Here is a 21,052-nt window from a genome sequence, read left to right as displayed (position 1 = left end):
ACTTAAATCAACCAGAGATAAAAACATAGCTAGACCAGAAAAGGGCATTGGTATTATTCCTGAAAGCTAATTTCTCTCGATTCCAGTAAAAATTGCTCTCCAGAATGAAAGTTAATTTCTAAGAAAAACACATGATTTTGTTTAAAAGAAGGCTCTGTATTAAGCGCCAATTGGGTGATTTCAGCGGGTATATTATCATCTTGCGCTATGAATTCTGATACTGAGAAGTAATCAATACTATCGGCAGTTTTGGTGTAATAAGGTGTAGGTACATAGTCTAAATACACTACATCAAAAACATCATTTAAACTGCTTCCAGCAGGTAAATCATCACTGAAAGCTGCACTAGAAGTAATGTTAATACTTGAAATACGTTGCTGTGTATAAGGTAAAACTGGAGAGCAAGCATACGCTTTACTCATCAGAGAAAAATCAAAGCTTTTGTCAAAACGCTCAGCGAGCGTGTTCTTTTCTATGTCTAGTTTTAGGATAAAAGATCCAAAGTCGATTGGATCCGCGCTTTCATATGTATCTCCCCCAACATATCCGCCACGAGGATCTGAACTAAATACGCTCAGAGTATAGCTCTTAATAACATACTCTGGTTTACTTGTTCCGCTGCAAGTATCATCTGGTCCTTCAATTTTATCGCTGCCACAGCCGCCAACGATTAAAGATAAAAAAGCTACAGAAACTAATAAATAACGTTTCATAGGTGCATCCTTTCAAGCTAAGTTATTTAGTTTTTATTTTTGATCACAAACGAATTCAACGCAAAGCGCATTGGTATTAGTTTCATTCTGATCAAGTTTGTAAGCTTATTTGATTTTTACATAAAAAAGACCAAAACCCACTCCGGTTTTGGTCTTTGCTCTGGGGGTAACCATTTATATTTTAAAGATACAACTCAGCGCTAATAATATAACTGCGTTATAAAGTATCTTCTCAATGCAAATCAGCGACAACTTGGCGCATTGTAATCAACCACGATAGAAGCCCCTTGCGCATTACCTGATACTTTTAAATAACCCCAATATTGGCTTTGATTAGTCAGATAAATACACTCTCCATTTCCAGTGTTGCTAGAAGAAGCTTCTACATTACTACCATTAGGCCAACCTTGATTACTGTACTCTAGACTTAAATCACCCGAGCCATTGGCAGAAGTAATAGCAATGCTATTTTGACCACTGACATTTTCAAGGCTTAACCAAATTTCACCTTGCTCTGCTAAACAAGCAACTTGACCTTCAGTCAAACGACCGCCGGTGATGGCTGTGCTAGTTGCACACGCATCTGGTACGTTATAGCCGCTGCCAGCAGTATAGCTTGCCGTTAGCGTTGTCTCGAAGCTGTTATAGCCGTATACCATAACGTGGTAGGTACCTGCTTGAATATTGCTTACGTCACAGCTTTCATTATTACCACTTAAGTACGGGCGGCAATCGAAGTCTGACATCGTCGGTTCCGCAGCAAACTTCACATATAGATCTGCATCACCCGTTCCTCCACTTAAGGCAAAATTTAAGTTGCTTGCACCTACTGGTACTTCAAAAGTGAACTTCAGCATGGCATCTTGCGCGCCCGAAATCGATTTCGGCTCAGCATTTTTAAGCTGATTGTTTGGTGTTGTATCACCCAGCACTTTTGCCGTTGTCGACTCTGTTCGGCTCAATCCTTCAGAATCTGTTGCAGTAAGGGTAACTATGTAATCACCTGCAGCACTATAAGTGTGAACTGGGTTTGCTAATGAACTTGATGTGCCATCGCCAAAATCCCAGTTAAAGCTCGAAATACTGGTCTCAGGATCATAAGAGCCTGCACTTGAGAAGTTGATCTGCTCACCAATATTCACCGTGTAAGGACCATTATGAACAATTACCGGCGCTTCATTTGTTGTGCCACCACCGTTCGCTAATTGTTGCGTCCACTGAGTAAATTCAGCATCGTAATCTACAGCCCAATTGTTTAAGCGAGCTTTATAAGCCGCCCAGTCACCAGCTCGAGTTGAGGCTAGCATCAATTTAACTTCATCTAAGTGACGCTCAAACATAAAGCGCACCGCTAAATAACCCCAACGATAAATTCTATCTTGGTCAAAGCCGTCGTAAGTCGTGTTAAAAATAGTGCCTAACGTGTAAGTTGAACCATCTTTTATGGTATCAATGGCTGCTTGGTTGTTATCTTCATTAGCAACATATTCAGCAACCCCTTCACTCCACCAAACAACAGCTTCGGTAGGCGCATTAAAACCACCATATAAATCAAAACGACCATCAAGATAGTGCACATATTCATGCTCTAAATTCCAAACGTAATGATCTGGATTGGCATAGCTGGCTTCATATGCAACAAAATTCGGAATATTGCCAGGCTGTGACGGATCTCCCTCTAAATACATACCACCATTATTTGTGTCGATACCAAATATTGCTCCCGCGTATTTGCCATAATCGGTGCTCGAGTCAAAGATATTGACTTGCAACTGCGCATTATAGTCATCGGCAACAGGTACATTGTTGGTCGCTAATTTGGTATGAAAATATCCCTCTTCATATCCCATTTTGCTACAAGCTGCTTGGTGTTGTTCTGTTGTCATGTTTTGCGATCGGATTTTGATGGTGCTACTACATGTATAAGTTTGCGATAACACTTGGCTTTCTAATTGTGTGCCGTAATTACAAATTCCATAGTCGTTGCAATCACTATAATAACTGGCGGTATCTGCTGCGCCTAACCAAGCGACATCACCGTACCCCACCATCTCGTAGCGGCTAAAGATATCGTTTAATCCCGCATCAACCGAAGATTGAATCGCAGTACCAGCATATTGCTTGAGACGGCCAAGCTCACGCGCTGCATTCGCTAACATAAATTCCGCATCTGAATTGATCATGTAAGTGCTAGTAGTAAACTTTCTCAGCGCAGCAACCAAATCAGTTGCAGTCCCTACTTTAGCCTTAAATTCATTGTTCCATTGACCTCGGAAAAGCAAAGTAAATACGCCATTTACCGCACCACGCATATTCCATTTACCTGCATAACTTTCATTCCAGCGAGTTAACCATTGGGTGATCACAGGTAAATAGACATCTTGCTGCTCTGAGCTATCCATGGTGATGATAACCTCTGACAAAGTTTTACCATGGGCATCATTATCATCATAAAAGTGACTGTTGTTTACAAAGGCATCAATAGCGCCTTTTACAGCAGGTGTTACCCAGGTTGCAAACGTGACTTGGTCGTTATAAAACTCGGCAAAGTAGCCTGCACGCAAATATAAAAAGAGGGCTTCAATGTTCACGTCACCGCCACCTTGATAGTTTTGGCTCAGTGTTTTGACATGATTTGCAACCGCATACATGTTGTTTGAATCAAATGCAGTAGCTTGGATATTATCTGATGCCGAGAACAACTCATTGACACACTGCACACCTTGAGACTTTATTTCGTTTATTAGTGTGGTGCTGTTTGTGGTCGCTAAAGCATTCACATCGCACACTGCTGCAGCCTGAGTTGATGAAGTTGAAAACGCACTCATTTGCACCATCTGGGGTTGCACTGTGTGCTGAGATTCTGCCGTTGGTGCATTTTCGATATGCGTTTTGCTTTCTACACCATGATGATGCTGGTGTGCGCTTTGTATAGAGTTTACCTGTTGCGTCTGCGGTGCTGACATTGCAAAAGCGGTCATACCATAGAGAGAGCCTGCAACCAGTATGGCTGATTTTGTTAATTTCATTGCTTTTCCTTACCTGTTTTATTTGTTGCCTGAACCCACTGTTCAAACGTCAATTATTAAAGCAGCAGATTAACAAGAATGCAATATATTGTATGCAATTTTATATTTAAGCATACACCCTATTTACAAAACCAATGTGTCAAATATCTTTATAAACAACAAATAGCCTAGTTAAACACTTTAATATCAGTTACTTATTTGTAAAAATAAAAAAGAGGCTGAGCCTCTTTTAAATACATTATTCAAATTTTAGAAATTAATATTTAGCAGTATTGTGTATCAGAGCACAGACCCGTCGTAACACACCACGCTCTTGATGTCGTTACACCACCAGCAACCGCTGGAGTTTGAGCATCGTCTAACTGTTTTTTGTCTCTAGATAGGTTTTTCAACTTCTTTTTATTTAGCTTTAGCATAACATTCTCCTTAAACTTAGCAGGTATAACCAACAAAAGACGTACAAACAAACGGATGAGTGAACTCCGTACGCTTCGCACCACCCGCAATCTGCGGCGTTGCAGCTTGCACTAGTTGTTTGTTCGCTAATGGTTGTTGAAGTGACTTTAGGGATTTTTTCTTAAGTGATAGTTTCATCATTCTTCTCCTTAGATAGTTGATGAAACATAAAATTAACACTTATTCAGATTAATAAATATAGCATGGTTAGATTGATTAGATATTAAACAATCCAAAAGTCTTAAAAAGGCTTATATTACTATTGCTTAGGTAAAGATATTTCGATTTTTAAGCCACCTAATTCACTTTGTGCAGCTGAAATTCGACCACCATGTGCTTCGATCACTTTTTCGCATATTGAAAGGCCAAGCCCAGAACCTCCAAGGTCACGGCTACGAGACTTATCACATCTAAATAAACGCTCGAATAAGTGTGGTAGATCTTGCTCTGAAACACCTGGACTCGAGTCTGAAAACGAAAGAATGACGTCACTCTCCGTTTGCGATAATGCAAAGCACACCTCACCGGGCTTATCTGTATAGTGAATAGAGTTTCTACTTAAATTGGCAATGACTTGATGTAACCTTGCTTTATCAACGGATAGCTCCGATAAAGGGGTATCAACTTTTTTCACTTCTAAATGTAAGTCATGCTCGCAAAGAATATCTTCAACTTGGCCGGCAAGCTCGTTAAATAACTCATCCGCAGGCACGCTTTCAAGCTGCAATGTCAAAGTACCAGTATCAGCCTGAGCTAGCTCGTAGATATCTGAGATCAACAGGTTTAGGTTATCAAGCCTTTGATTCAATACTTTATACGTTGATTGTGGATCTGACACCAAATTATGTTCAAGTGCTTCTAAATGCAATTTCAGTACGGCCAATGGAGTTCTCAACTCATGCGATACATCGGCCAAGAGCTGCTTTTTCAGTTCAAGTGCTTGGTTTAGATGTTTTGCTTCTTGTTCTAGTCGTGCTCTTCTCTGCCTTGTAAAAATTAACACCGCAAGAATAACCAACAGTAAGATTGCCACAACTGAAAAGCCAATATAGCGCGTAAGTGCTTGTTCAGCTTTCAATAAAGCCTGCTCTGCTTTGGCTTGTTTCAACTCATATTGGCCAGCGATATACTCTGATTCAGAAGCAAGTACCAAAGTTTTAATGCTTCCTTGTTCTTGCATCTGATTTTTATAAGCTAGATGCATCTGATTTTGAGCAGCAAAGGCATTTTCAAAATCACCTAAACCTTGTAATGCCTGTGATAAAAATCCGTAATATTGTTGTGCCTCTTTATTTTTAGAGCCTTCAATAAGCTGAAGCTGCTGCACTGCTCTGTCAAACATTTCTTTCTGAAGATAAACGTCAATCAATAAGTAACTAGCCCTTACAAACAGATTAATATTTTTCTCTTGATCTAGCTGCGAAAGAATACTTTCTAGCACGTTTTGTGCTTGGTCTAGCATCCCTTGGCGAAGGTACATATTAGCCTGATCTATTTGCGTACCTATGACTGCCAGTGGAATGTTCAATTTTGTCAATATATCTAGGGACTCTTGGAAATAGACACTGGCTTGTTCAAACTGACCCATTGATACATGCTGCTCGCCCATTCTTCTTAAAGTGATAGCAATATCTTGCTTACCACTTAACTTTTTATCTTTTTCGTAAACCTTGCTGAAGTAATCTAAACTTTTTTGATAATCACCAAGCGATGCGTAACTTTCAGCCAGTCCCCAAAATGTGTCGTTCATCCAAAATTCTTGCGCTTGTTTCGGAAGGTAGGGAATTTTCTGTATCTGTTGGATCTGAATTTCGAGAGATTTTTCAACTAAATCCAAACTGGTATATAAGCCACTTTTTTGCCTTGCTGCGGCCATCTCTAATTGTACGTTTTCTGATTTAAGCGCTGCGGACAAAGCTGCATCTAATGCAATAATTGCATCTGAGTATTTGTTTAGCTTTTGGTAAGCATGTGATAGAAAACGGTTTGCATGAGATGACAAAGTAAATAGCTGTGCTTCATCAAAATAAGTAGCTGCTTGAATTAGGTAATCTACCGCGTCAAAGTGATCCCCCCTAGTTATCGCCATGTTACCACGGGATAAATTTAACTTTCCTGAATACTCTAAACTCTCAAATGTCGTTAATAACTGCTCTAACTTCGCCAAATACTGTTCTGTTTTGTCAAAACAAGCTTCTCTGATACAAATAAGGCCCGCTCTATGAAGTACAAAGGCCGTTTGTAACTCATCTAAACTTTCACTTGCTAACAGTTCATTTGCAATAACTAGCAGCTCAGAGCGTTGCTGTGGTGATTTTTGCCCTTCAATCTTTTTTTTAAACTCGTCGAAGGCTTGGTTAGAAGCAAAAACACCGACACTAAACAGTGCGAAAAACACAACAGCAATGGCTTTCATATTCAAATTTAAACAGTTATTTAACACCAAAAATGAAGTCTAGCGCGGATCAGCTTGGCAATCCAACTAAAGTCTAAATCAAAAAACACCAATAAGGTCTTTTTGACACACTCATAACTAAGTCAAATTAACTCACTTATATTATTTAAAAAACAAAAGCCACATGAAATCAATCATTTAAAGATTGGCATTAAATTTGTTTTGTCTCTTCTGTCGCGTTTAATTGAAGAGCGTTTTATGAAACAAAATTATTCTGAAACACCTAACCTTTATCAGCATTGTTTAACTTTCGGTAGCAGCGCCATGATTATTTTGCTCTTGCTTACTGTCACATCACTGGCGATCAGCTTCTCGTTTTCAGAGCATTTCTCACTACCCGTTCAAATTGGTAGTCATATCGCAACCATCGTTTTTAGCGCGTTATTTAAAGTGGCCTACGTAGTTCGCTGCATTGGTGCATACCACTTAGGTCATCGTAGTTTTTAATTTTTGAGGAAAGTCATGCTTACCAAACAACACATAGATATTGTTAAAAGTACATCAACTATTATTGAACAAGGTGGCAGTACCATCACTGAGCACTTTTATGCTCGAATGTTTAGAGAAAACCCAGAACTCAAGCATATCTTTAACATGAGTAACCAACACACAGGTCGGCAAAAAGTGGCGTTGTTTGAGGCTATTTTGGCCTACGCAAAAAATATTGATAATTTGAGTGCTTTAAAGGCCGCAGTTGAGCGCATTGCCAATAAGCACACAAGCTTTCACATTCAAGCCGCTCATTATGACATTGTTGGGCACCATTTAATCGAGACTTTTAGAGAATTATTAGGTGCTGACTTCACTCCTGACATAGAAGACGCTTGGACAACTGCATACGGGGTACTTGCTGATATATTTATTAACCGTGAGGCTGACATTTACCAAGAGAATGCCAATAAAATTGGGGGTTGGAAAGGAAAAAGAGCATTCAGATTAGCGAGCAAGACAGCAGAATCTTCATTAGTAACCAGTTTTGTTTTTATGCCTGTGGACGAGCAAGCGGTGGCAGACTTTAGGCCAGGTCAATATCTAGGTATAGAAATCTCAAGCGAACAATTCGAACACACTGAAATTCGCCAATATTCTTTGTCTGATAAACCGAATGGCAAAAGCTATCGTATTTCCGTTAAGCGTGAATTAGGTGAACACCAAGGTAAAGTATCTAACTATTTACATGATGAATTAAATGAAGGTGATGTGGTTGACCTACACGCTCCGGTCGGTGACTTTTATTTTGCTGATAAACAAAGCCCTGTTGTACTTATCTCAGCGGGTGTTGGGGTAACTCCAATGCAATCTATGCTTGAATTTAAGTCCGATATTAAATATCCGCATCCAGTAACCTACCTACACGCTTGTGAAAACGTACAACAACACTCTTTTGCAATGCGCACAGCTGCCCTGTGTGAACAAAATAAATGGACCCACCATACTTGGTTTAGAGAAGTTGAAGCTAACACTTTGCAGCAAAATCAATCTGTAGGTTTAATCGATTTTGCTCACATCGAGCTTCCTAAGCAAACCGGTCACTTCTATTTATGTGGACCTGTTGGTTTTATGAAATTTGCTAAAACTGAGCTAGAAAAACTTGGAGTCTGTAGTAGCCGAATTCACTATGAGGTATTTGGTCCTCATGCACAACTTTAATATTTTATAAAGATTTGCCATCGAGAATACGCAAAATGTATTTTTGATGGCAAATTACATAGGCTTAAGTAAAAAAGTGCAGTCCCTTGCACCAGTTGCCCAGAACGGGCCAATAAAAATACTTCAACACATGTTTTATAGATGCTCTAAGATTTGGGCCTTAAATCGCTTTTGAGATGTGAAAAATGATTAAATCTCTTCCTCTCTGATAATGAATAAGTTTTGTTTTCTTTAACTGAAAATCATCAAAAATGACATTATGAAATTCGGGATCTTAAAATTTCTTCGAAATAAAAATGCTTGTTAGATAAAGGGCATCCTTGCCTCAAGATGAAACTCTGTATTAGTAATCTTCTGAAAATGCTTGGCTTCAAACTCCAAGCTTTTTCATCCGATAAGTAAACATACCTTTTTGATTGCTCATCGTACTTAGATAGGGCGTAAATAGTGGTAAGTAAATAAGCTTCTTTCACATAGCAAAGCATGTAATAGAAGCAAATTCACCTCCACCGTACGATGAGAAGTCAGTAGATATTAAAGCTTACGCCACACACTGTTTTGTAATGGCTCTTCACCTTGTGTCCACCAACGTGCTTGGAACTGCTCACCATTAAAAGTAACGGTGCTTCCACCGGTATAAGCTTTACTTGCGCTCCAATCATTGCTGTCTACTCTGCCATCATTTGGGGCTGCTACTTCTTGCCAAACTGAACTAGTTGATGGGTTTTCACCACGAGTCCACCAGCGTGCCTTGTACTGCTTACCTTCATACCAAACTAAGTCGCCGCCAACATAAACTGTATTGGCATCCCAAGTTGTTTTACCTGTATCAGCAAGGTTATTGACTGTGACGTTGAAAGTACGAGAAACCGTATTAACACCATCGCTCACACTTACTGTACCTTGTACTGTTTCAGTTGCAGTCACTTCGTTAGCCGTTAATGTTACTGAGCTACCAGAACCCGTTACTGTATGACCTGGTACTGACCAAGTGTATGTCAGCGCTTGGTTCTCAGGGTCATTGGCAGTTACAGAAAGTGAAGTAGATGCTTTTTCGTCAACCGTGACATCCGCAACAGTACCAACAACAGGTGCTTTGTTATCTGAAGCCGGTGCTTTAACAATCACTTTAACTTGACGGTTTACGTCGTTTTTACCGTCTGACACTTTAAGGCTAAGGGTATAAACGCTGTCTACTGTGACTGTTGGGGCAGCAACAGACACACTTGCGTCATTCGCTGTTAGCGTTAATGCAGGATCTGCAGACCATTGGAAAGACACTGCTTTACCTTCTGGATCAGTCGCTGTCGCTGAGACAGTTGCAGATTTACCAGAGTCGATTGTTACCTCTGATACCAAAGTAACCACAGGTGCGCGATCGACTGGCGTATCACTTGCACCTAAGCCTTCATGCATTGCATTTAAGATATCGCCGTTATCTGCATCGATTTCCCATGCAAATAAACCACCTAGGTTGTTAGCGCGCACGTATTGGCCTTTTGCCTTTACTGAGCGTGGGCTATCGTACGTGATTAGTTTACCTGTACTACGGTTCCACACGTATGCGCCTTGTGCTTGTTCGTCATAGCCTACTTCAAAGCCATTCACGCCCTGCTCGTTGGCACCGATCATGTAAGACTTAACGCCTTTATAATCAATGACACCCGCTTCCCAAACGCCCTGCGCTTTAGTGCCTGTCAGCTTGCCATTACCCGGTGCTGTCATAGGGTTATCAGCAATCGTCGCATTTTGTGGATAAACACCTTCCCAGCCACGGCCGTACATAGCCGTACCTACTACTAGCTTCTTACTTGGTACACCTTGTTGAAGCAGTAACTTGATTGCATTATCAATTGTGTAAGCAGGACCTTTACGAGGGTTACCTTGGTCATCAACACCTGTACCATTACACTCGCCCGCGCTTAGATGTGAACCACAGTAAAGTGCAGTTTGGTGACCAGTTACGTTATTCCAACCACCAAAGAAGTCATAGGTCATCGCGAAGATGTAATCCATGTACTGAGAAGCTTGCTTGTAATCAACGTCTTCAATCTTGTCGTAACCTGTACCAATCGCTGAAGATAACTCATATTTACGACCTGTTTCGGCCTCTAGACCGTCAAGCATGGCACGTAGCTCTTTCATAAGTGCAACATAAGCTGCGCCATCTTCAGGGCTACCTAGGTTAGCATTTGGACCGCCACCACCAGGGAATTCCCAGTCAATGTCGATACCGTCGTAGAATTTCCACGTTGTTAAGAAATCTTTCATTGAGTTAACGAATACGTCACGGTTTGCTTTAACCGTAAAGCCATGGAAAGGGTCTGAAAGTGTCCAGCCACCTACAGAAGGAAGGATTTTAAGATCTGGATTACGCTGTTTAAGCGCCATTAACTGGGCATAAGTACCACGAATTGGGTCTTTACTGTTGATACCAGGCAATGCTTTTTGTATTGCAGCCCATGGATCATGAATTACGACTTCGTAATCTTTTGAATCGCCACATGCAAGCTGAAGCGCACGTAAGCTGTTACCATTTTCAATTTCACCTAGTGAGCTATTCTCACCACAGATTGGAATGAAACCATAAAGAATGTGCGTTAGGTTATCGACAGGGATCTTAGTTACATCATAGTCACGACCGTAGATACCCCACTCTACAAAGTAAGCACCAACCACAGTGTCTGTTTGTTTCGGATACGTTTTGTTATTTGGGTCAACATTCATCGCCAATGGCGCAAGATGACCACCGTCTGTATCTGCAATGACAATCGGTTTTGCAGCTGACTTAGAACACCCTGTTGCATCACAAAGCTCAACACGTAAATCGTGACGGCCAGACTTTGTGTAAGGGAACGAAATTGTGCCACCGTTTGAACCTGCTGCTACAGGGCCTTGGTGAACCACTTGATCGTCAAAATAAACTTTATAAGTGTCGCCTGCTGAGCCAGACCATGCATTCCATTTTATGTTGATCTGTACTTCTTTTTTGGTTTTAACCAGCTGTTTGTATGAACCGCGACCATCGAGGTTAATTTCAACAAACGAATAGTTTTGATCTTCCCAACTTAAGCTCGGTGTAGCTGGTGCTGCGACCGCCGTTGTTGCGCTGATGGCTGTCGCGACCGCGACTGCTGAGGTTAAAATTTTAAACATAATATAGTTCCTTCAATTGTTGTGTTTCCCGCCACGCTTCGATATTAAGCTCATTAACAAGCACTGAAATCGTGATGCGCTCGCACATCTCTCATTCATATTTGCTTACTAAAAGCGAGCATCTCAGCGCTTTAGGTCGTTCTAATGGTTATTAAAGTTGTTTCCATACGTTGTTTGAGCTCGGGCGCTGCCCTTGCGTCCACCAACGTGCTTGATAGGTTTTCCCTTCGAAGCTCACTGTAGTGCCCGTGGTGTAAGCTTTTGTGCTTTGCCATTCATTCACATCAGCGTTGTCACCGGTTTTGCTCAATAACTCCCACGCTTGAGAGCTGTCTGGCGTTTCACCTCTTACCCACCATTTGGCGCGATACGTTTTGCCTTTATAAATAGCGGTTTGACCTGCGGTATAAACTTGATCAGCGCGCCATGTATCTTTTGAACCATCAGGTGGTGTCGTGACTTTATCTTTCACATTGACAGTCAAAGGCACTGTTTTACTAAACTCACCATCAGATACGGTGACTGAACCTGTAAATTGCTGATCGGCAGTCACTTCTGGCGCATTCACTGTGATGGTTGAGCCACTGCCAGTAAACGTTAGCGGTGCAGGTAATTCCCAAACAAAACTAAGTGTTGGCTGCTCATCATCAAAGGCATGAACATGAAGATGGGCAGTGGTATTTTCGTCCAGCATCAGTGCTGATGGAGTATGTACCGTAGGCGGTGTATTTTTAGGTGCCGCGACAATAGATAAATTAAAGGTGTGGTTTTTATCAGTTACAAACACTTGGTTTGAAAGCAAGTTTTGACCATCAAACTGCACATTTCCTTGCACATCTTTGATACCAATTTGGATCAATTGGGCAAAGTCTAGGCTGACTTGCTCTGCCAATTGTTGCTGCCAATTAGGCATATCAGCGGCAACTTTTAATTGTTGCTGAATAAGCTCTTGGCCGTTGGCATCAAATAAACGCAACCAAACTGTATCGCCAGCATTGGCTTCTTGCCCTTGTTTGATGAAGTAACCTGCTGCATGCCATTCAATTGGGTTAGGATCTGTGACTCGTTCAATGGTAATGTCAGAGCAGTTATAAAAGCCCTCACCTACCACATCGTTACGCTGCCAGCGACTGAATAAAATGGCTTCACCATTGAACTTCTCAGGAATGGCCACATCCATTTCGTAATAACGCTTTCCATCTGGTGCGACAAAGAAATCCACGTTGCCATGCTCTTGAACAAGCTCTACATCAGCCCAATTGAGTGGTTGTGCGTGAATATCAACGCCCGGTTTTGAAATATAAAATTGCCAAAAACTTGGGTTGTGAGGTGTGGTAGCGCGGTAGCGAATTTTAATGGTGCCGTTTGCATTAGGTTTAACAACAGTTCGCTGCCAATCCACAGATGGTGTGTTGATACCGATTTTATTTACATCGCCACCTGAGCATAACTCACCATTTGGCACAGCCGCTTCAACTGCCGCCTGATTTAAGTAATCAGCTACGTTGGCTGCAAATTCATGTAACTGTATAAACTGCACTTGCCCACTTACTTGGTAAGCAGCACGACACGCGGCATTGGGAATATTACTGCCGTCTTTTGGCCACCAAAACCCGCCTTGTTCTTCACATATAGCCTGTCTAGCTTTAGGGTTGTCCATGTAACCATGGGCAGAAACAGAGTCAGCAAACCCTAGGCCCATTGCCACAGCAATAGCCGATAACATTAATTTTTTCATGATAGCTCCTTGGGGCTGGCAAGCAGCCCCTTAGAATTCTGATTAAGTAAATTTTAATTAAATGATTGAGTTACAAAGCACACACTTGTTTCCAATCGCCGCCATCAACTGGTTCTTTTGATGTCCACCAGTTTGCTTGGAAAACGACTTGGTTGTGTATGATGTAATCGCCTGAGTTGGCATGACTCGGGTTACCCGCCCAATCAGTTTGCGGCCAGTTCGGATAAGTATTAATGGTGGTAACATCTACCCCATTACACGTACCAGTAACTGGGTCGCCATTACCTGGGTTACCGTTACCTGGGTTACCTGTGTCAGGTGTTGTCGCGATTGGTAGTTTTGGATACTCGCTTGCAAACGCATACGAGGCACCATCTTTTTCAATCGTGAAGTTAACCGGACCGGTAATTGGCATGTAGTAAAGCACTTGCGCATTGACCGTTTCACCCGGCTTGAATGATTCAGCCGCACCACCCCATTCATTGGTTAGTGTGATTGAAGCTCGGTGGAATTCATTCTCAAACCCGCCAATATTATTACCTGCAGCATTTGAATTATTGGTTACGATCTTCATCCCTAACTTCTTCTGCGCATTCCAATCTGACTTAAAGATTGCTGAGGTAGAGACTGGAATATTGAATGAAATCGTTGCACCAGATAAATCAATTTGTGAGTTGTTAGTGAACGCGAAAGTTGGACGAATTGGGTAGTTATCATCGCCAACTGGGAAGTTCTTCGCCTCAAACTTAATATCAACCGCTTTCGCTGCTGGTACAAATGCACCGTCACCTAAGTGCGCACCATAAGGTGTAGATGCTTGGTTGAAGGTGTCATAAGCAAGACGCGTCATAGTGCTACCCATGAAGTACTCGCCTTTTTGAGTGTCGTAGTCAAAGTCACCCGCAAGTTCCCAGAACATTACACCGCCAAGCTCTTTATTGACCACATAATCAAGCTTGGTCTTCATTGACTCTTCATCTTCAATCGATAAGAACACTTTCTTTTGCGCATTAAACAGCCAAGGCGCAATGGCAACGCTGTCATAATGGCGCGTATAAGTACCCACCATTTTGTCTTCAGGGTTATTTACCGGATCTAGACCATAAACACCTAAGTAGCTTGGCGTAATGCCATTTTGTAGGTTTTTAACGTGCCATAGCGGGTTACTACCCGCTGGTACTTCTATGCCATCAACAGTGTCATGCCATAAGTTATCGATACCAACCGCGCCATTACCACACTTATTCTTTTCACCAACACCTGTGCCCGGCGCACAATCAGCTTGGTTTGGTAAAGCAGCGCGACCCCAAAGGCCATTTTCACCGCCTTGAACATCTCTAAAACCACGGGTGTAATAAGGTAAACCGATATTGATACGACCTGCTGGTAACGCACCTCTGAAGTATGTCGCAGCCCAGTCAGTGTTTAAGTAACCAATGCCTTCGAATTCTTTAGTGCCATACACATTCCACTGTGCAAGCTCTGAGTCTTTTCCTGTATCGTAAAGCGCTGCGTTATGACCAACATGATCGTTCCATGCTCCGTGTAAGTCATAAGACATGATGTTCACGAAATCTAGATATTTAGCTGTTTGGAATGTTTCCATACCACGCAGTAAGTAACCGGAAGATGGTGACGCAATGGTTAGCATATAGTGTGTATTATCTTGCGCACTTGCCGCATCGAGTGCTTCACGAAGTTTACGCATTAACACATCGTAAGAAGCATTTAAGCCTGCACGACGGGCATTACTGATTGGGAAGTCATCAGGGTGACCTGAGTCTTTCATTGATGAAGGATATTCGTAGTCAATGTCTACACCATCAAAGCCATACTCACGGATGAATTTAACCGCACTTGCTACGAATGCGTCGATACCAGCATGGTTTACACTGCCATCAGCATTGGTAGTCATGGTATAGAAACCACCACTGTTCACACGATTACCATTTGAATCGAAGAAACCACCTGTTTCAGCCCAACCACCAACAGAGATCATGGTCTTCACGTCTGGGTATAGCTTCTTATATTTGTTTAATAAGTTGAAATGACCTTTATACGGTAAGCTTGGATCCATCTCCGCGCCTTCAACACCCGGCCAAGTCATGTTGGTAGCCGCGTTGCCGGCTGCATTTGGATCGCCAATACTTAATTCATTCGCCGCATTCACGTGTGCAAACGCATAGTTGATGTGGGTGATCTTATCCCAAGGAATATCTTTTACTAAATAGCTTGGTTGGCCGTTCGCGCCATTTCTCCAACTTGTGAAGTAACCAATCACACGACGTGGGTGATCCGCCCCCATTTTCTCGCGGCCTTCTGTATCGTAAATGTCACAGTAAGCAGGTTGTACACCTTGCGCTTGATATAGGCCTGCTGGACGACAGTTTTCATGTCCTGTAATTGGGTCGCCTTTCTCTTTAACGATGTAAACACGCTCAACTGGAGTAGCTGCAAGACCCAACTCATCTTTAGCAGTCAGTGTGAACGTGTAAGTGCCCGCAACAGTAGGTGCCCAAACATATTGCTCCGACCCTTTTGTGCTATTTACAACCACTTCATTGTTAACTGTCAGTGTTTGCGTAACTGCGTGACCATCTGCATCTGACGCACTCAGGTTAAATGTCACTTGCGAGCCGACCTCTAACTCTGACGGTAAAGTTGCTGCTAAGCTAACAACCGGTGCTCGGTTCTCATTTGATTTCTTCTGAACTGTCACAGAATGACGTGCCGACTCCGTTCGCGCACCGTCATCATCCTGTGCAATTGCATAAAATACATGCTCACCAACCACAGCCGTCCAATTAAATTCGAACGGGGCAGTATTGAGCGTAGTTAATAATTGACCGTCTAAATAGACTTCAACTTGCTTAACTTGACCGTCGATATCACTGGCTTCGGCCAAAATGGCAACGCTGTCATTTTCGTTCAATAAATTACCATTTGCTGGGCTTAATAGAGTCACCTGAGGCGCTTCGTTAACAGGTACATTCCCAGCACATTGGCCAAGTTTAGTCCACTCCTGCCATTGACCTGAGTGAGCTTTAGGCTCATTTTGGGTCCACCAATTTGCTTTATAAGCTACTTTTTCTTGCTGAACTTGCATACCAGCAGTGTAAGCTTTGCCTGACTCCCAAACAGGAAGACTTGTACAATCGACAGCAGCAAAGGCGGGTGCCCCCAGCATGGCCAACACCAAAGCAGAAGGTTTAAAACCTGTCCGCACTAAATTTAAATCCTTCATAACTAGTTCCTGACTTTAATTATTGTGTTTCTCGAAATAAATTAACTTATAAGCTACATATGTACCCGTTAACGGATCGAAAATAGTCTAGAACATAAATCAAAAATTACAAAGTTTTAACATTGCGACATTTTCACGCTTGAAAAATAAACAGCAATAGAGTCAAAACTGAACAAAAAGCATTCAAATATGAAAGTTATATGAAATTTTCTATATTTTACATAAACATATACTAAAGTCGCATGAAGAGAAATGTGGGTTTATCAAAATCAGAGACGCTTCGTTTTGAATAAAAACCTTTACAGAACACAGTCATCAGACCAGCTTAATATTATTTACCAGGCATCACAAAAGCTATATTTTTCATAACCTTAAATTCCATTAAAAAATTAAGAAAAGAAAAAGCGGAGAACTAAGTGCTTTCGCATAAAAAACCAAATGTTAAAAGTAGAGCTTTAAATCAAAAGGCAAACTACCAAACATTTGTGAACAGTCTTGAATTAGGAACCACCCCAAAATTCACAACAATCGACATTTCAAACGATGCTTAAACGTAAGTTGAGCTTAATTACCTAAATTGATAACATTACTTCAGCAGTAAACTCCTTGTTAAGTAAATGTGTTTACTGCCAAAAATCAGTTTAGGGATTTATTCACAGTGACGTGCTCTTCTCCAAATACTTCTTTGAATCAAATCCCCCATAAATATTAAATAAGGATTTTTTGTGAAAAAAACAAATCAGGCAACATTGTTACTTGTTGCTCTTTTAGGGCTTACCGCTTGTGGTGGAGGAAGTTCTGACAACTCACAACCTGAAAAGGGCGTGTCTCAAAACCAAGATGAAGTTTCAATTAAAGGTAGTGTTGAAAAAGGACCATTTGTAATTGGCTCTGCAATCACCATTAATGTATTAAATGAAAAAGGTGAGAATACTGATTCTACTATCGTCACTAAGACGACTGACAATTTAGGCAACTTCGAATTTAAAGTTCCCAAAGGCTCATTAATTCAAATTACTGCTTCAGGCTATTATAGAAATGAAATTACAGGTGGTTTATCTGAAGACGTACTTACTTTGAGAAGTATTTTCAAAGCAACTGAAAATACACAACAAAATGCAAATGTGAATATACTAACTCACCTGACGAGCAATCGTATAATAGAGCTAATCAAAGCTGGCGAAACTGATTTTAACAAAGCGATCAAGCAAGCTGAAGCAGAATTCACTAGCAACTTTAAAAGTATAATATCAGGAACTAAAGAACAAAACTTTTCAGATCTTTCAATTTATAAAGATGATGACTCTGATGCCAGTGCTTACCTGTTAGCACTATCGTCAATGATGTATCAACATGCTCTTGATAAATCAAAAAACAATGACACCTCTGAAAACGCCGAACTGACCGCTTTGCTTAATCTTTTAGAAGATGACTTTGGTTCCGATGGAATTGTAAATAATGAAGCTGAGCTAATCGCCATTCGAAAAACTCAAAGGTATATTGACCCCTTACAAATTGAAGCGAACCTCTCTGATTGGCTTGGCGATAATAGCAATTACTCTATTCCAAACATTAATGAATACCTTGATAATGATTTAGATGGTATCGCTAATATTACAGATACTGATGATGATAACGATGGTATAGCTGATGAAGATGACTCATCACCGAATATGGCTGATTTTATAATTGATAATCAGCATGTCTCTCTTGCCGAAGACGAAACGGTTAGTATTGAAATCGCAACTAATAACCCACTAGGCGCTGACGAACCAATTAAGTTTGAGCTCATGTCAGATGTAAGCTCAGGCTCTCTTAAGGTTGATTACCCTAACATAACATACACGCCTGTTGAAAATTACAACGGCAAAGATGAGTTCACGTTTAAACTTATTCAAGGAAATGTTGAAAGTAAACTTGTTACATTCTCTGTTGATGTTACAGCGGTGAATGATGCGCCTACTATAAATGGCTCTCCTGAATCTGAAATCATTGCTGATCAAGAATATATTTTTATTCCAGATGCAAATGATGTTGACCTAGATAAACTAACATTTCTAGTTGAAAACCAGCCAAGCTGGCTTTCATTTGATCACAATACTGGCGAACTTAGAGGGACGGCAAGTAACAGCAATGTTGCTCTGTATGAAAATATATCAATTAAAGTAAAAGACGATACTGAGACTGTTGAGTTACCGAAGTTTTCGCTTCGTGTTAAATATTCAGCACTTGATGCTCCGATAAACTTTGAAAATTCAGCAACAGCCACTTCTGAAACATTAAAGCCTGTCTTCCTAAGCTGGAATGAAGTGAGCTTTGCACATGAATATGAGCTACAGATATCTGAGAATGACTTATTTACTCAAGTTTTAAAAAATGAAACTCTTCAATCTACATCTTTAACACTTCAGCTTTCACCAAACAAATACTACATAAGAGTTAGATCTATAAACCCGGATGGACTTGAAGGTAACTGGAGCGAAACTCAGTTAATAAATGTGGGTGTTTTTGAAACAGCTCTTGGCGACACAGGCCAAGACAGACCGAAAAAAATAATAGCTGCAAAGGATGGCGGTTACTTTATTTTAGCATCCACAAACTCAGACCAAATCAACGCTAATGTAGATAGCGAAGGTGATGATTGGTTAATTAAACTTGATGCCTCAGGTAAGTTAGAATGGCAATATGTCTTAAATAATGGGGGTGAACCATGGCTTGTTGATATTGCTGCCCTAGACGATAACTCTCTAGTTGCTGTTGGCTTTGATAATAGTAAGCATGAAGCTGTATCCCTTAAACTCAATAATGCGGGTACTCAGGAGTGGTTCACTACTTACTCTGCAGTAAACGATGAGCATCGCTACTACTTCAATAGCGTAGCTATAGCTAATGGAGATATTTATATTTCAGGTACTGAGCTCGGAGAGTGCTCTGGCGGTTGCAGCTTTAAATCAAGTAATTTACACACAATAGACCTAAATACGGGTCAAGTTTCTGAAGCGCTCACTATTCCTGAAATACAAGATTATAAGATTTATGAACACTCACTATCGACAAATGCTGAAGGAAAACTAGTCGTTTTTGGATATATTGTGCCAGCGGTCATCAGTCCACAGTGTGATCCTGAATTTGCTGAGATGTGTAATTTTTATGCTGGAGGGCCATTTATCCATGTCCTTGATTCAAATTTGCAAACTCAAATGGTTTGGATGAATACAGGAAATTCCCACCATATAAGTGCAGATAAACTCATTCAAGATGCAGATAAGAACTATGTCTTAATAGGCGCTTCTCAAGGTGAAGGTCCAAATATTGCTGTTGTGTCTCAAAATGGAGAAGAAAATTCAATTGGTAAACTCGGTGGTTTTGATATCACTTATGATTCTGACTCCAAAGCATTATCACTAGCTAGCGATGGCCTATTTTATACCGTCGTTGAAAAAAGAGATATCGGTAGTGAGCTACTTGTATTCGATAAAGAACTTTCTATCATCGACAGGAAATATATTGATGGTGAGGATCATACTCAAAACACTCTCTACCCAAGAGGAATGCTTTCTAATCCTGACGGCACCACTACATTCCTGTTTGGAAAATGGGTCAGAGAACAAAACGCTAATGATATAGTAATAAGAAAGATTAATTAAACTCATTTGCTAAGGAGCTAAATATAGGTGCTCCTTAGCAGACTCTACAACCTAAACCCTTTCATCTGCTGCTTCAAATTATCGATAAACAACCTTGTCTTCAAAGGTGTAAAACTCGTTTTAGGATAGTACGCCCACAATCGATTCACTTCGCTTTTTATGTTAGGTAAAACAGGCGCTAACACGCCCATATCCAGCTCTCTCTCTACATAGTTTGGAGAAATGAAAATTAGACCCATGCCTTGTATCGCGGCTTTCAGAATTGCATCAAGATTTTCTGAGACAAAGTTATAGTTAGAGAAAGCAACGAACTCGCCGTTTTCTAGCAAAATACCGCCTTTTTGCTGGTAATAGTTATTGAGCAACATCTTATGCTGAGCTAGGTCTTCTACTGTATTAATAGGTGGGTGTTTTTCTAAATAGCTTGGTGCGGCGAACACACTCATTTGATAGTCAATTAAGTGCGTACCTTTGTGTGACACTGAGTCGAATTCTTCATGATAACGAGTGATCACTAAGTCATGACTTAAATCAGGATCATTACCTGGAATAAGCACGTTTAATTGCACCGACATTTTTGGGTATTTTTGTAAGAACCGTTCTATGTTTGGCATTAACAGCGAGCTGCCAACGGCTTGCGTTGCTGCGACTTTTAGTACGCCTTGTGGCTCTTCATGGGCGCTTTTTACTGACTCCAACATGGCATCAAATTGTTCAAGCCAAGGAGAGGCCTTCTGCAAAAAGCCTTGTCCTGATTCGGTTAGGCTTACTTGTCGAGTGGTTCTCACAAATAAACTGGTTGCTAATTGCTTCTCTAACCAATCAATTCGTTTACTCATCGCTGAAGCAGAAATACCTTGCTGTTCGGCAGCTGATGTAAAACTGTTTGTTTTGGCGACAAGCTCAAAGCTTTTAACTGCTGATAGCCAATCCATTTATTATTTCCTTTTAGGAATTAGTATTT

General features: G+C 40.9%; 12 protein-coding genes. 3 read left to right on the top strand and 9 right to left on the bottom strand.

From position 1 onward, the window contains the following. Nucleotides 1-53: 53 nt before the first annotated feature. The 5 genes from ACH784_RS17760 to ACH784_RS17740 all read right to left on the bottom strand — a co-directional run bounded on the left by ACH784_RS17760 (nucleotide 54) and on the right by ACH784_RS17740 (nucleotide 6,614). The gene (locus ACH784_RS17760) at nucleotides 54-713 is read right to left on the bottom strand and encodes a DUF5034 domain-containing protein (RefSeq protein ID WP_404396040.1); all 660 of its coding nucleotides are present in this window, start codon (nucleotides 711-713) and stop codon (nucleotides 54-56) included. Between the two features lie 242 nt (nucleotides 714-955). Continuing rightward, nucleotides 956-3,742 (bottom strand): collagenase, encoded by a 2,787-nt coding sequence (locus ACH784_RS17755; protein WP_404396037.1) that lies wholly within the window; start codon nucleotides 3,740-3,742, stop codon nucleotides 956-958. Nucleotides 3,743-4,005: 263 nt separating this feature from the next. Further along, nucleotides 4,006-4,158: a hypothetical protein gene (locus ACH784_RS17750; protein ID WP_404396035.1), complete on the bottom strand. Its 153-nt coding sequence runs from the start codon at nucleotides 4,156-4,158 to the stop codon at nucleotides 4,006-4,008. Between the two features lie 16 nt (nucleotides 4,159-4,174). Then, complete coding sequence (locus ACH784_RS17745; protein ID WP_404396034.1) at nucleotides 4,175-4,339, bottom strand: hypothetical protein; 165 nt, start codon at nucleotides 4,337-4,339, stop codon at nucleotides 4,175-4,177. 118 nt (nucleotides 4,340-4,457) lie between these two features. Next, nucleotides 4,458-6,614 carry an ATP-binding protein gene (locus ACH784_RS17740; RefSeq protein ID WP_404396032.1) on the bottom strand — a complete coding sequence of 719 codons (2,157 nt, stop codon included), beginning with the start codon at nucleotides 6,612-6,614 and terminating at the stop codon, nucleotides 4,458-4,460. A 237-nt stretch (nucleotides 6,615-6,851) separates the two neighbouring features. On the opposite strand from ACH784_RS17740, the gene ACH784_RS17735 reads away from it, so the two are divergent. Continuing rightward, the gene (locus ACH784_RS17735) at nucleotides 6,852-7,100 is read left to right on the top strand and encodes a hypothetical protein (RefSeq protein WP_404396031.1); all 249 of its coding nucleotides are present in this window, start codon (nucleotides 6,852-6,854) and stop codon (nucleotides 7,098-7,100) included. A 15-nt stretch (nucleotides 7,101-7,115) separates the two neighbouring features. Next, the gene (gene hmpA, locus ACH784_RS17730) at nucleotides 7,116-8,303 is read left to right on the top strand and encodes an NO-inducible flavohemoprotein (protein WP_404396030.1); all 1,188 of its coding nucleotides are present in this window, start codon (nucleotides 7,116-7,118) and stop codon (nucleotides 8,301-8,303) included. 534 nt (nucleotides 8,304-8,837) lie between these two features. On the opposite strand, the gene ACH784_RS17725 is transcribed toward hmpA, so the two are convergent. From ACH784_RS17725 to ACH784_RS17715, 3 genes are all read right to left on the bottom strand, one after another. Further along, entirely contained in the window at nucleotides 8,838-11,459 is a 2,622-nt protein-coding gene (locus tag ACH784_RS17725) for a glycosyl hydrolase family 18 protein (RefSeq protein ID WP_404396028.1), read from the bottom strand. Nucleotides 11,460-11,610: 151 nt separating this feature from the next. Continuing rightward, nucleotides 11,611-13,197, bottom strand: coding sequence for a lytic polysaccharide monooxygenase (locus tag ACH784_RS17720; RefSeq protein ID WP_404396027.1), 1,587 nt, complete (start codon nucleotides 13,195-13,197; stop codon nucleotides 11,611-11,613). Nucleotides 13,198-13,267: 70 nt separating this feature from the next. Next, nucleotides 13,268-16,441 carry a glycosyl hydrolase family 18 protein gene (locus ACH784_RS17715; RefSeq protein ID WP_404396025.1) on the bottom strand — a complete coding sequence of 1,058 codons (3,174 nt, stop codon included), beginning with the start codon at nucleotides 16,439-16,441 and terminating at the stop codon, nucleotides 13,268-13,270. 725 nt (nucleotides 16,442-17,166) lie between these two features. On the opposite strand from ACH784_RS17715, the gene ACH784_RS17710 reads away from it, so the two are divergent. Next, the gene (locus tag ACH784_RS17710; RefSeq protein ID WP_404396024.1) at nucleotides 17,167-20,088 is read left to right on the top strand and encodes a putative Ig domain-containing protein; all 2,922 of its coding nucleotides are present in this window, start codon (nucleotides 17,167-17,169) and stop codon (nucleotides 20,086-20,088) included. A gap of 44 nt (nucleotides 20,089-20,132) precedes the next feature. Here the strand turns inward: ACH784_RS17710 and ACH784_RS17705 are convergent, their stop codons facing one another. Beyond that, nucleotides 20,133-21,023 carry a LysR family transcriptional regulator gene (locus ACH784_RS17705; RefSeq protein WP_404396022.1) on the bottom strand — a complete coding sequence of 297 codons (891 nt, stop codon included), beginning with the start codon at nucleotides 21,021-21,023 and terminating at the stop codon, nucleotides 20,133-20,135. Between the last annotated feature and the right edge of the window lie 29 nt (nucleotides 21,024-21,052).

Origin of the sequence: Pseudoalteromonas phenolica (assembly GCF_044788725.1) — a bacterium.
GTDB lineage: Bacteria > Pseudomonadota > Gammaproteobacteria > Enterobacterales > Alteromonadaceae > Pseudoalteromonas > Pseudoalteromonas phenolica_C.
This window is presented reverse-complemented; position numbering and strand designations above follow the sequence as displayed.